The organism is Pantoea sp. Seng (genome assembly GCF_009829935.1).
GTDB classification, from domain to species: Bacteria; Pseudomonadota; Gammaproteobacteria; order Enterobacterales; family Enterobacteriaceae; genus Pantoea; species Pantoea communis.
The window spans coordinates 289,182-301,844 of sequence record NZ_SZZV01000005.1 but is presented as its reverse complement, the minus strand read 5'-3'; the positions used below and the strand labels follow the sequence as shown (position 1 = coordinate 301,844).

The window sequence follows — 12,663 nt, the reverse complement described above, 5'->3', positions numbered from 1 at the left end:
TGCATTGAGAGATTTTCTTACGATGTACCTACTGCAATCAACCTGTGAATGATACGCAGAATGGTGCATCCAGGAGGATTCGAACCTCCGACCGCTCGGTTCGTAGCCGAGTACTCTATCCAGCTGAGCTATGGATGCATCGAGTTAATTCTTGTACAACGCAGGGTGCTGACAACTCACCATGAAAGGAACTGCTCGTTCACTCTTACTTCAGTTTTCCGAATGGTGCATCCAGGAGGATTCGAACCTCCGACCGCTCGGTTCGTAGCCGAGTACTCTATCCAGCTGAGCTATGGATGCATCGGAAATGGCGGTGAGGCGGGGATTCGAACCCCGGATGCAGCTTTTGACCGCATACTCCCTTAGCAGGGGAGCGCCTTCAGCCTCTCGGCCACCTCACCTTACGCGTTCTTCCGAACCGTGCTTCTGAACTTGTTTCTGCTCATCGGCACTGCGTGGCGCACATATTACTTTCCCGCACTTATAAGTCAAACAATTTTTCCCGACTTTTTCTGGATATCGTTCTGTTTGCACAAATGACGCGCAATTAGGATGTTTTGCCGACAAAAAGAGTGATTAATCAACAGCGAAAGCACGTTGCAGTTAACAAAATGGGAAGAAAGAAAATGAGGTTCAGGGCGGAAAAAATGAAGATGGGAGGATAAAAGCGGTAGCGCCTCGCAGGATGCGAGGCGCTGAATCCGTTAGTAACTCGTTTGCTGAGTTTTTTCGGCCTGGATACGCTGATAGATTTCTTCGCGATGCACCGAAACTTCTTTAGGCGCATTGACGCCAATACGGACCTGGTTACCTTTAACACCCAGCACCGTTACAGTCACCTCATCGCCAATCATGAGGGTTTCACCAACTCGACGAGTTAGAATAAGCATTCTTTGCTCCTTGAAAGATTAAAAGAGTCGGGCCTGTTCGGTCTCCCGGCCATATCCATCATATAACGCTGAACAATGTCTATGACAAATACACCATTGTGCATCGCCACGCCAATACATTCTGCTGATAGTTAGTTTAGCCGAAATACACTACATCAACCGGACTTTGTCATTATCGGGTGCACACCGCGTTAAAAAGCGCCAGAACATGGGGATTCTGGCGCTGCTCACGATGCTGAATTTTAATTCGTTACAGTCGGTTACTCACCCACTCCGGCACGCCAGCCAGTGCGCCAGCCAGTGCCTCAGGGTTTGTACCACCCGCCTGAGCCATATCAGGACGACCGCCACCTTTTCCGCCAACCTGAGCGGCCAGTTCGCCGACCAGCTCACCCGCTTTGACGCGGTCAGTCAGGTCTTTAGTCACCCCAGCAATCAGTGAAACCTTACCTTCAGCGACCGTTGCCAGCACAATGATGGCCGAGCCGAGCTGATTCTTCAGGTCATCCATCATGGTGCGAAGCATCTTCGGCTCAACGTTGTTAAGCTCGCTGACCAGCAGTTTGGTCCCCTTCACGTCCATCGCTTTACTGCTCAGCGAGGCACTCTCTTGCGCCGCTTGCTGATCGCGTAGCTGCTGCAGTTCTTTTTCCAGCGCGCGGACATGATCAACCAGGCCGCGCACTTTCTCATTCAGATTACTGCTGTTGGCTTTAACCACCTGAGCAATCTCAGATATCTGATCGCTCTGCGCATGCAGCTGAGCAATCGCGCCTTCACCCGTCAGCGCTTCAATACGACGCACACCTGCCGCCGTGCCGGATTCAGACTGAATGCGGAACAGGCCAATGTCGCCAGTGCGCGCTGCGTGCGTACCACCGCACAGCTCAACGGAATATTCACCCATGCTAACCACGCGCACACGCTGTTCATACTTCTCACCGAACAACGCCGTTGCGCCGCGCGCTTTCGCTTCATCCAGATCCATTACTTCAGTCTGGATGAGTAAATTGCGACGAATCTGGGTATTAACGATATCTTCAACGGTGCGAATCTGCTCTGGCTTCATCGCTTCGGTATGAGAGAAGTCGAAGCGCAGGTATTTATCGTTGTTGAGTGAGCCTTTCTGACCGACATGATCGCCCAATACTTCACGTAACGCTTCATGCATCAGATGCGTTGCGGAGTGGTTGAGAATAATACGAGCACGGCGCTCTTCATCCACTTGTGCATTGAGGCGGTCACCCACACGTAGCTCACCGCTGTTGAGCTTACCGATATGACCAAAGGCTTTGCCATACTTCTGTGTATCCTGGACACTGAATTCAGCATTCTGCCCAGTTAGCACACCGGTATCGCCCACCTGGCCACCTGACTCGCCATAGAATGGTGTTTGATCCAGAATCACTACCGCTTCCTGGCCAGCCGCGATCTGCTCAACCTGCTGACCGCCAACGAACAGCGCCAGCACGGTGCCTTCAGCCTGCAGTTGGTCATAGCCTTTGAAGTCAGTGGCGGCATCAAAGCGAATCACACTGTTGTAGTCCGCGCCAAAACCACTGGCCTCACGCGCACGCTGGCGCTGCTGTTCCATGGCTGTTTCGAAGCCCGCTTCATCAATCTTCAGATTGCGCTCGCGGCAGACGTCAGCGGTCAAATCCGCCGGGAAACCGAAGGTGTCATACAGGCGGAAGACCGTTTCGCCATCCAGCGTATCACCTTGCAGATTGGCTAACTCTTCATCCAGTAAAGCCAGGCCGCGTTCCAGCGTTTTAGCGAACTGCTCTTCTTCATTTTTCAGGGCATTTTCAACATGCTTCTGCTGACGTTTCAGGTCTTCACCGGCATCACCCATGACATCGATTAATGGCGCAACCAGTTTGTAGAAGAAGGCTTCTTTAGCTCCCAACATATTGCCATGACGCACTGCACGACGAATGATACGGCGCAGCACGTAGCCACGGTTTTCATTCGACGGGATGACGCCATCAGCGATCAGGAATGCACAGGAACGGATGTGGTCAGCGATGACGCGCAACGATTTATTGTTGAGGTCGGTCGCACCGGTTACCTGAGCAACAGCCTTGATCAGCTTGGCAAACAGATCGATTTCATAGTTGGAGTTAACGTGCTGCAGTACCGCAGCGATGCGCTCCAGGCCCATACCGGTATCAACAGAAGGCTTCGGCAGAGGTTCCATGGTGCCGTCGGCCTGACGGTTGAACTGCATGAAGACGATGTTCCAGATCTCAATATAGCGATCGCCATCTTCTTCCGGGCTGCCCGGTGGGCCACCCCAGATATGGTCGCCATGATCGTAGAAAATTTCGGTACACGGACCACAAGGGCCGGTATCGCCCATCTGCCAAAAGTTGTCAGATGCGTAGGCGCTGCCTTTGTTATCGCCGATGCGAATAATACGTTCGCGCGGCACACCGACATCGTTAGCCCAGATTTCGAAGGCTTCATCATCGGTTTCATAAACGGTGACCCACAAACGCTCTTTCGGCAGCTTGAACCACTGCTCACCCGTCAGCAGTTCCCAGGCATAAGCAATCGCTTCTTTCTTGAAGTAGTCGCCAAAGCTGAAGTTACCCAGCATTTCAAAGAAGGTGTGGTGACGAGCGGTGTAACCAACGTTCTCAAGATCGTTGTGCTTACCACCGGCACGCACGCAACGCTGAGACGTGGTTGCGCGTGCATAATCGCGTTTATCCTGACCGAGGAAAACGTCTTTAAACTGCACCATTCCCGCATTGGTAAACAGCAACGTTGGGTCGTTGTTCGGTACGAGGGAGCTGCTGGCTACAACCTGATGTCCCTTGCTATGAAAAAAGTCGAGAAACGCTTGACGGATCTCAGCAGTGCTCTTGCTCATATAATTCCTGGAATCACGCTAACGAACGTTCCCTTTCGCGGGCAAACCACATCTGCAGGTTTACCGCTGATTGAGGAACAAAAAGTGGGAATAAGATAAATTTTCTTCAGTGGGAAGTAAAATCCCATCGCCTTTCAGTCGTCAATATTTCTGAAAACTGCCTGAATATCTTCCATCATAAAGCCTTTAGACATTAAAAAGCGCTGTACTTTGCTTTTCTCAGCCCAGGTTTGCGGCAGAGGATCACCAAACTTACGCTTAGCCAAATCGGCCGCACATTGACTCCAGTCCACTTCAGTATCCATCATCGCCTGATTGATCTCATCGCGGCTGATGCCCTTCTGTTGCAATTCCATACGCACGCGCTGTGAGCCGTAACCTTTCCGTGCGCGACTTTGGATAAAGCGTTCGGTGAAGCGCTGGTCGTTGAGCCAGCCACTCTCCTGGCACCAGTCGAGGACCTTTTCCAGCAGCTCATCCGGTATCGGCACATTTTCTTCTTGCTTCAGATAAGCCGCACGCTGAGAAGAGAGTTGCAGCTTACGCTTCAATTCGTCACGGCTGTGGTCACGCTGCGATAGCACACGCATGGCACGATCCAGCAAACGGGAAAATGTCGGCACCGAAGCCGTTGAAGGTGATGATGACATGAATTTGACCTTGTTCTGACTGTTGCGCAGGGTAAAGCAAGAAGACGATCAGGGGAAGTGTTGACGGGGAAAAGCAAACGGGAGCATCGCTGCTCCCGTGGTGGCTATCTTAGAAATCTTCGTTGGTTTCGCTAGCTTCTTCGTAGTCATCAGCAGAGATTTCTGCTGCACCCGCTCCAGCCGTTGCACCCGTCAGCAGCAGATCGCGTAACTTCTTATCGATCTCGTTAGCAATCGCTGGGTTCTCTTTCAGGAAGTTGGTCGAGTTCGCTTTACCTTGACCAATCTTTTCGCCGTTGTAGCTGTACCACGCACCGGCTTTCTCAACCAGTTTGTGTTTCACGCCGAGATCCACCAACTCGCCAAAGGTGTTGATGCCTTCACCGTACATAATCTGGAATTCAGCCTGCTTAAATGGCGCAGCGATTTTGTTCTTCACCACTTTTACGCGGGTTTCGCTACCAACCACTTCATCGCCCTCTTTAATCGCACCGATACGGCGGATATCAAGACGAACAGAAGCATAGAATTTCAGCGCGTTACCACCGGTGGTGGTTTCTGGGTTACCAAACATCACACCAATTTTCATACGAATCTGGTTGATAAAGATCAGCAGCGTGTTGGACTGCTTCAGGTTACCCGCTAACTTACGCATCGCCTGGCTCATCATACGTGCGGCCAGACCCATGTGCGAATCACCGATTTCACCTTCGATTTCCGCTTTCGGCGTCAGTGCCGCAACGGAGTCCACGATGATCACATCAACGGCACCGGAGCGAGCTAACGCATCACAAATCTCCAGCGCTTGTTCACCGGTGTCCGGCTGCGAACACAGCAGATTGTCGATATCAACGCCGAGTTTTTTGGCATACACCGGATCAAGCGCATGTTCAGCATCGATAAAGGCACAGGTTTTACCTTTACGCTGTGCAGCGGCAATCACCTGCAGCGTCAGCGTGGTTTTACCGGAAGATTCTGGTCCGTAGATCTCAACGATACGCCCCATCGGCAAGCCACCAGCACCCAACGCGATATCCAGTGACAGTGAACCGGTTGAGATGGTTTCTACGTCCATTGAGCGGTCTTCACCCAGGCGCATGATCGAGCCTTTGCCAAATTGTTTCTCAATCTGGCCCAGCGCGGCAGCTAAAGCTTTCTGTTTGTTCTCGTCAATCGCCATTTCCACTCCTAATCATGCTGGGTAAGCCGACATCATTGTGTGCCTGCTCGTTCTGTTGCCGGTAATTATACTGTATGACCATACAGTATCAAGTTTAATTTGTCAGAAATTCATCAAGCAGTGTTTGCAGCGCCCAGCTGACGGATTGCCGACGCACCGCGTCACGGTCTCCGGCAAAGATCTGCCGCTGCGCCAGAACACGATCGCCAGGTCCGGCAATGGCAAACCACACTGTACCCACTGGCTTTTCTGCCGAACCACCATCTGGCCCCGCAATCCCGCTCACAGCAATGCCAAACTCGGCGGCGGCGGCATTGCAGGCACCTTGAGCCATCTCACGCACAGTTTGCTCACTGACCGCGCCATACTGCGCCAGAGTCGCTGCCTGCACGCCCACCATCTGCTGTTTGGCTTCGTTGCTGTAGGTCACGAAACCCCGCTCAAACCAGGCAGAGCTGCCACTGATATCGGTAAACACTTTGGCGATCCAGCCACCGGTGCAAGATTCCGCCGCGGTCACCGTTGCCTTGCGTTTCTTCAGCTGTTCGCCAATACGCTGGCTGAGCTGCTGCAACTGTTGGTCGTTCATCGCCTTCTCCTGTTTTGGCGCTGCGCGTTAGCCATAAATGGTGCAACAGAGCACCCTTTTCAACCTCTGCCGCACCAATTTGCGCAACCGCTTCCAGCAATTTTAACGCGTTCTCACTGCCACCATGAATAAGCGTGGGAAAGCTAACAAAACCTGGCCGTTGGTGCGTGGGGGATAAGCCGGCATTAATGCCTGATGATAGTCATGCAGAAAATCCGCTTGTTGCTGTTCGGTCAATCCAGCGAGGAAAGGACGCAAGCCCGTGGCACGGAGCCAGGTAATGATGGCCTGCGCATCGGCCATCGGGTGATAGTACGTGGTACGCCAGATGTCCACCTGACAGCCAGCATCACTCAGCAAATCATAATATTGTTCCGTGCTCAGCAGGCGTTTGCGATCCGCGGCCTGTGGCGAGATATGTGCCTGCCAGCGTTCACTAGACGCAACCTTACGCATCAAGCTGTGAGAGGCTTCTTCAAGATTGTCCGGCATCTGTATCGCCAGAGCGCCACCGATATCCAGCTGTTCAACCAAATGCGGCAGCAGCGTGTAGTGATCGGTTAACCACTGCAGCGAAGCATTCGCATAGATGACCTGCTGTGGCTGGCTCGCCTGCCAGGTACGAATATCCGCCTGCAGAAAAGTGCAGGCAGGTAACCGCTCTTGCGCTTGTTCCAGCATGGCTGCAGAGCTATCGATGCCTGTAATCACCGCGCCTGGCCACGCTTGCGCCAGCAGCTTAGTGCTGTTGCCGGGACCGCATCCGAGGTCAGTCGCGAAATGCACGTCGGTAAGAGGAATACGTTCTAACAGTTCACGCGCAGGGCGCGTGCGTTCCGATTCAAATTGACGATACAGCTGTGGATTCCAGTCTTGCATGGCAACGCTCCTGTCTGGCTGAAGAGCATCACACTACCTGTTTTCTCAATCGCTAAGCGAAGAGAAAAGTGCGATGTCTCACCTTTTTACCCTCTGTCACTGGTTAATGTCAGTCACGAGCACTAAGTTAAAACAATGTTTCATTTTTAAAAAACGAGGATCGCGTTATGGCTTCACAACCTGAATTAACCGGCGTCTGGTGTCCTTCAGTTACCCCTTTCGATCAAGATAATAAGCTCGACATTGATGCGCTGGGCCGCCACTTTGCGCGCCTGAACGCCTCGGGGATTGATACGCTGTTGCTGATGGGCAGTATCGGGGAGTTTGCTTCGCTGACCCAACAGGAACGGCTGATGCTGATTCGCGAAGCTCGTCAGCTTTCGCCACTGACCATGGTCGCGAATATCTCAAGTACCTGCGTTCCCGACATGTTGCAGCTCGCTGAAGCCGCCTGGCAAAACGGTTATGACGCCGTGATGGTTTTGCCGCCCTACTACTATGGGCAAACGCAGAAACAGCTGTTGAGCTACTTTAAAGCACTGGATAAACAGTTAGGCGGCAAGTGGTTTGCCTACAACTTTCCGGCGCGTACCGGTTGCGATTTAACGCCGGCATTGGTAGCAGAATTAGCCGCTGAACTGCCGCAGTTTATCGGCATTAAAGACACCATGGATTGTCTTTCACACAATCGGGCCCTGATTGAAGAAACCAAAAAGGTTCGCACTGATTTCACCGTGCTTTCAGGGTATGACGAATATCTTCTGCCTAATTTGCTGGCCGGCGGTGCCGGGGTGATTTCCGGCTTAAACAACATAGTGCCGGAGTTGTTTGCCGAGGCGATGCACGCATGGCGAGCGGGAGAGTTAGCGCAGTTGGCACAAATTCAACAGCGTATTGGTAAGCTGATGGCGATTTACACCATCGGCGATGACTTTGTCACGACCATCAAAACCGCAGTGGCGCGCAAATATGATTCTATGAGCAGCCATTCACGTAATTATGGCGGTGAACTCACGGTTGAGCAGTGCGCAGAGCTGGATCGTTTGCTGATGTGATCACATTAAGGGACGGCCGGGCAGCCGTCCCGTTCTCAGTTCTTTTTAACAAACTCAGATTTGAGTTTCATCGGGCCAAAACCATCGATTTTGCAATCAATGTTGTGGTCGCCTTCAACCAGACGAATGCTTTTCACTTTGGTGCCAATCTTCAGGGTTGAAGAACTGCCTTTCACCTTGAGATCTTTGACTACGGTAACGCTGTCCCCATCAGCCAGCAGATTGCCATTGGCATCCCGCACCACCAAACCATCCGATGCTGCATCAGCACTCGGTGACCAGATATGGCCACAAGATGGGCAGTTCAGGTTCTCACCATCCTGCCAGGTATAATCAGCCTGGCACACAGGGCAAGCAGGTAATGTTGTCATGAGCATTCCTCAGAAGTCGAAAGGCGGTGAAGATGGCACCGCAAAAGGGGCGCCATCTTATACCCTCACTCTTTATAAGGACAGCATTAAAGCATGTTGCCCTGACGCGCTTTCGCCACTGCCTGACCCAATTGCCATACCGCCATGGCATAGTGTGTGCTGTGGTTATAACGCGTGATGACATAGAAGTTAGGCAGGCCATACCAATATTGATAACTGGTGCCAAGATCAAGGCGCAGCAGACTCGCCTGGTTATTACCATCCAGCGATCCTTGCGGCGTCAGGCCACTCGCCATCAGCGTATTCACCGGATAAAGCGTTTTAAACCCATTTTCCAGTGCAGGAGCCTGCCCGCTTGCCGGTACGGCAACATTCTGCCCTGCCCGCCAGCCGTGCTCTTTAAAGTAATTTGCTACGCTACCAATCGCATCCACAGGATCCCACAGGTTAATGTGGCCATCACCATTGAAGTCGACCGCATACTCTTTATAGGAAGACGGCATAAACTGGCCGTACCCCATTGCACCCGCAAAGGAACCGCGCAGATCCAGCGGATCATCCTGTTCAGTGCGCGCCATCAGCAGGAAGGTTTCCAGTTCGCCGCTGAAGTAGGCCGCGCGACGAGGATAGCTAAAGGATAAGGTGGCCAGCGCATCCAGCAGACGCGTTTTGCCCATCACCCGACCCCAGCGTGTTTCCACACCAATGATTCCGACAATGATCTCCGGCGGCACACCATAAACCTGCTGAGCGCGTTGCAGCGCGTCCTGATATTGATCCCAGAACGCCACACCATTTTGCACATTATCTGGCGTGATGAATTTATTACGGTAGCGGATCCAGGCGCCGTTTGGCCCCGTCGGAGGCGTGTAGCTTGGTGCTTGTTGATCCATCAGGCGCAGCACGTAATCAAGACGCTTCGCCTGGCCAATCACGGCGTGCAGTTGATCACGGTTAAAACCGTGTTTTGCCACCATTTGATCAATAAACTGCTCAGCCGCTGGATTCCCTGCGAAATCACCAAACATCGGCTGAACGGCGTGTGAAGGTTCCAGTAAAAAACCACCTTTTGGTGCAGGCACAACGGCGGTTTGCTGCTGGGTTGCAGGCTTACTGCTGCAGGCAGCAAGCAAGGCGATAAGTGGAAGAAAAGCAACCTTAAAACGCATTAGATATCCATAAGCCAGATGAAACCGGAAGCCAACATGGTAATCGTTCATCAAAGCGGGATACAGAGCAATATCTTAAATTTACGCCGCTATTCCCTGGTTTCAGTGGGTTGCAGCGAAAATTTGCGGAACAGCTCCACACTTTATCTTTATCGCCCAATTTTACTTTTTACTGCTTATCGCAATTTGTTAAGGTCGGCAGCCAGAATCCATTGCAGCCGGATGATGCGCGCAGGGCAAAATGTTAATATCTGCGCCTTGGTTATCCGTCTGTGAGATAACGCACCACACTGGCCTGCTCATATCGGGCAGCCATGATTGAACGAGTGAATTTTGAGCGAAAACGAGATGAAAGGAGCAGCGCAAATGGACTTTACTGGCCACACGCCCATGATGCAGCAATACCTGCGCCTGAAGGCTGACCATCCCGAAATCCTGCTGTTTTATCGCATGGGCGATTTTTACGAGCTGTTCTACGACGACGCCAGGCGAGCCTCACAACTGCTGGAGATTTCACTCACGAAACGCGGCGCGTCAGCGGGTGAACCCATCCCGATGGCGGGCGTGCCCTATCATGCTGTTGAAGGTTATCTGGCAAAACTGGTCCAGCTCGGTGAATCCGTGGCGATCTGCGAACAGATTGGCGACCCGGCACTGAGCAAAGGACCGGTTGAGCGTAAAGTCGTGCGCATTGTGACACCAGGCACCATCAGTGATGAAGCGCTGCTGCAGGAGCGTCAGGACAACTTACTGGCGGCCATCTTCCAGAGCCAGCGCGGGTTTGGTTATGCCACCCTCGATATCAGCTCGGGGCGTTTTCGCCTGAGCGAACCTGTCGACCAGGAGACCATGGCGGCAGAACTCCAACGCACTAATCCTGCTGAACTGCTCTATCCCGAAGATTTCCAGGCCATGGCGCTGATCGATCAGCGTCGTGGTCTGCGCCGTCGTCCGCTATGGGAATATGAAATCGACACCGCACGCCAGCAGTTAAACCTGCAATTCGGCACGCGTGATCTTAGCGGCTTTGGTGTTGAACAGGCACATCTGGCACTGCGCGCCGCAGGTTGCCTGCTTCAATATGTTAAGGACACCCAACGCACCTCCCTGCCACATATTCGCTCGTTAAGTATGGAGCGCCAGCAGGACAGCGTCATCATGGATGCAGCCACTCGCCGCAACCTGGAAATCACGCAAAACCTGGCCGGGGGCACCGAAAATACCCTGGCGGCAGTGTTGGATAAAACCGTTACCCCGATGGGCAGCCGTATGCTGAAGCGCTGGCTGCATATGCCGCTGCGCGATGTCACCACCATCAGTCGTCGCCAGGAATCGATTGCCGAACTGCAATCTCTGAGTGAAGCATTACAGCCAGTACTGCGCCAGGTGGGCGATTTGGAACGCATCCTGGCGCGTCTGGCACTGCGCACCGCGCGCCCGCGTGATTTAGCTCGCATGCGGCATGCCTTCCAGCAGTTGCCGGAATTAAACCATCAGCTGGAAGGTGTCGAGGCGACTCAACTGGTCAATCTGCGTTCGCAGATGGGTGAATTTACTGAACTACGCGAGCTGCTGGAACTAGCCGTCATTGAATCCCCTCCCGTGCTGGTGCGTGACGGGGGTGTGATTGCGCCCGGCTATAACGCTGAATTAGATGAATGGCGTGCGCTGGCCGACGGTGCCACTGATTATCTCGACCGCCTGGAAATTCGCGAACGAGAGAAGCTAGGGCTGGATACTTTAAAGGTGGGTTTTAACGCAATTCATGGTTACTACATCCAGGTCAGCCGCGGCCAAAGCCACCTGGTGCCGATTCACTATGTACGCCGTCAGACGCTGAAGAACGCCGAGCGCTACATCATTCCTGAATTGAAAGAGTATGAAGACAAAGTACTGACCTCAAAAGGCAAAGCGCTGGCGCTGGAAAAAGGCCTGTACGAAGCGTTACTCGATCAGTTGCTGCCACATCTTGAAGCACTGCAGATCAGTGCCGCGGCGCTGGCTGAACTGGATGTGTTGGCTAACCTGGCAGAACGTGCCTGGACGCTGAATTACTGCCGCCCGGTACTGCAGGAAAAAGCCGCTATCCGCATCACTGCGGGTCGCCACCCTGTCGTGGAGCAGGTTCTGAAAGAACCGTTTATTGCTAACCCGCTATCGCTGTCAAATCAGCGCCGCATGTTGATCATCACCGGTCCGAATATGGGCGGTAAAAGTACCTACATGCGTCAGACTGCGTTGATTGCGCTAATGGCGTGGATCGGCAGCTATGTGCCAGCCGAAGAAACCGTGATTGGTCCTATCGATCGCATTTTCACTCGTGTCGGTGCGGCTGATGACCTGGCTTCAGGGCGCTCAACCTTTATGGTTGAAATGACCGAAACGGCCAATATCTTGCACAACGCCACGGAGAACAGCCTGGTGTTGATGGATGAAATCGGTCGCGGCACATCGACCTACGATGGGCTGTCGCTGGCATGGGCTTGTGCGGAGAGCCTGGCAAACCGCATCAAAGCGATGACACTGTTTGCCACCCACTACTTCGAACTTACGACCCTGCCGGAAAAAATGGAAGGCGTAGTGAATGTGCATCTTGATGCCATGGAGCATGGCGATACCATTGCATTTATGCACAGCGTACAAGATGGTGCAGCCAGCAAAAGCTATGGTTTAGCAGTTGCTGCATTAGCGGGTGTGCCGAAAGACGTGATCAAACGTGCGCGCAACAAGCTGAAAGAGCTGGAAGCGCTCTCCGGCAGTTCTGCGGCATCCACTGTAGAAGGATCGCAAATGCAGCTGCTGGTGGCAGAAACATCGCCAGCCGTAGACGCACTGGAAGCGTTGGACCCTGATAGTCTCACGCCAAAACAGGCGCTGGAGTGGATTTACCGCCTTAAAACATTGGTCTAGTTCAATTTTAATGAGCGGCGGGTAATGACGTTGCTCATTAGCGTAACGGCCTGATAACGCACATAAAAAAACGGTGACCCAAGGGTCACCGT

Annotated in this window: 10 protein-coding genes and 3 tRNA genes; 2 read left to right on the top strand and 11 right to left on the bottom strand. The window is 52.9% G+C overall.

Features of this window, described 5'->3' with window-relative positions; genetic code table 11:
- Positions 1-61: 61 nt before the first annotated feature.
- The 9 genes from FD737_RS07390 to tam form a co-directional block, all read right to left on the bottom strand.
- Positions 62-138, bottom strand: a tRNA-Arg gene (locus FD737_RS07390).
- A gap of 85 nt (positions 139-223) precedes the next feature.
- Positions 224-300 (bottom strand) — tRNA-Arg (locus tag FD737_RS07385).
- An 8-nt stretch (positions 301-308) separates the two neighbouring features.
- A tRNA-Ser gene (locus FD737_RS07380) sits at positions 309-401 on the bottom strand.
- 303 nt (positions 402-704) lie between these two features.
- Entirely contained in the window at positions 705-890 is a 186-nt protein-coding gene (gene csrA / locus FD737_RS07375) for a carbon storage regulator CsrA (protein WP_004155916.1), read from the bottom strand.
- Positions 891-1,140: 250 nt separating this feature from the next.
- Positions 1,141-3,768 carry an alanine--tRNA ligase gene (gene alaS / locus FD737_RS07370; RefSeq protein WP_160833120.1) on the bottom strand — a complete coding sequence of 876 codons (2,628 nt, stop codon included), beginning with the start codon at positions 3,766-3,768 and terminating at the stop codon, positions 1,141-1,143.
- Between the two features lie 134 nt (positions 3,769-3,902).
- Complete coding sequence (locus FD737_RS07365) at positions 3,903-4,418, bottom strand: regulatory protein RecX (protein WP_176505750.1); 516 nt, start codon at positions 4,416-4,418, stop codon at positions 3,903-3,905.
- 109 nt (positions 4,419-4,527) lie between these two features.
- On the bottom strand, positions 4,528-5,598 hold the full coding sequence (gene recA, locus FD737_RS07360; protein ID WP_034822205.1) for a recombinase RecA: 1,071 nt from the start codon (positions 5,596-5,598) through the stop codon (positions 4,528-4,530).
- Positions 5,599-5,692: 94 nt separating this feature from the next.
- Positions 5,693-6,187 (bottom strand): nicotinamide-nucleotide amidase, encoded by a 495-nt coding sequence (gene pncC, locus FD737_RS07355; RefSeq protein WP_097117952.1) that lies wholly within the window; start codon positions 6,185-6,187, stop codon positions 5,693-5,695.
- Between the two features lie 102 nt (positions 6,188-6,289).
- The gene (gene tam, locus FD737_RS07350) at positions 6,290-7,066 is read right to left on the bottom strand and encodes a trans-aconitate 2-methyltransferase (protein WP_160833119.1); all 777 of its coding nucleotides are present in this window, start codon (positions 7,064-7,066) and stop codon (positions 6,290-6,292) included.
- A gap of 167 nt (positions 7,067-7,233) precedes the next feature.
- Between tam and FD737_RS07345 the strand changes: the two genes are divergently transcribed.
- A complete protein-coding gene (locus FD737_RS07345; RefSeq protein WP_160833118.1) occupies positions 7,234-8,121 on the top strand; it encodes a dihydrodipicolinate synthase family protein in 888 nt (295 codons plus the stop codon).
- Positions 8,122-8,156: 35 nt separating this feature from the next.
- Here the strand turns inward: FD737_RS07345 and FD737_RS07340 are convergent, their stop codons facing one another.
- Positions 8,157-8,492 (bottom strand): zinc ribbon domain-containing protein YjdM, encoded by a 336-nt coding sequence (locus FD737_RS07340; protein ID WP_034822198.1) that lies wholly within the window; start codon positions 8,490-8,492, stop codon positions 8,157-8,159.
- A gap of 86 nt (positions 8,493-8,578) precedes the next feature.
- Positions 8,579-9,661 (bottom strand): lytic murein transglycosylase B, encoded by a 1,083-nt coding sequence (gene mltB, locus FD737_RS07335; RefSeq protein ID WP_034822196.1) that lies wholly within the window; start codon positions 9,659-9,661, stop codon positions 8,579-8,581.
- A gap of 348 nt (positions 9,662-10,009) precedes the next feature.
- Between mltB and mutS the strand changes: the two genes are divergently transcribed.
- Positions 10,010-12,571: a DNA mismatch repair protein MutS gene (mutS, locus tag FD737_RS07330; RefSeq protein WP_370523029.1), complete on the top strand. Its 2,562-nt coding sequence runs from the start codon at positions 10,010-10,012 to the stop codon at positions 12,569-12,571.
- Positions 12,572-12,663 lie beyond the last annotated feature (92 nt).

What these genes read in the sequence shown, in the direction of transcription:
- csrA (WP_004155916.1), bottom strand. Translation starts at nt 890, where the DNA reads ATGCTTATTCTAACTCGTCGAGTTGGTGAAACCCTCATGATTGGCGAT.
- alaS (WP_160833120.1), bottom strand. Translation starts at nt 3,768, where the DNA reads ATGAGCAAGAGCACTGCTGAGATCCGTCAAGCGTTTCTCGACTTTTTT.
- FD737_RS07365 (WP_176505750.1), bottom strand. Translation starts at nt 4,418, where the DNA reads ATGTCATCATCACCTTCAACGGCTTCGGTGCCGACATTTTCCCGTTTG.
- recA (WP_034822205.1), bottom strand. Translation starts at nt 5,598, where the DNA reads ATGGCGATTGACGAGAACAAACAGAAAGCTTTAGCTGCCGCGCTGGGC.
- pncC (WP_097117952.1), bottom strand. Translation starts at nt 6,187, where the DNA reads ATGAACGACCAACAGTTGCAGCAGCTCAGCCAGCGTATTGGCGAACAG.
- tam (WP_160833119.1), bottom strand. Translation starts at nt 7,066, where the DNA reads ATGCAAGACTGGAATCCACAGCTGTATCGTCAATTTGAATCGGAACGC.
- FD737_RS07345 (WP_160833118.1), top strand. Translation starts at nt 7,234, where the DNA reads ATGGCTTCACAACCTGAATTAACCGGCGTCTGGTGTCCTTCAGTTACC.
- FD737_RS07340 (WP_034822198.1), bottom strand. Translation starts at nt 8,492, where the DNA reads ATGACAACATTACCTGCTTGCCCTGTGTGCCAGGCTGATTATACCTGG.
- mltB (WP_034822196.1), bottom strand. Translation starts at nt 9,661, where the DNA reads ATGCGTTTTAAGGTTGCTTTTCTTCCACTTATCGCCTTGCTTGCTGCC.
- mutS (WP_370523029.1), top strand. Translation starts at nt 10,010, where the DNA reads ATGAAAGGAGCAGCGCAAATGGACTTTACTGGCCACACGCCCATGATG.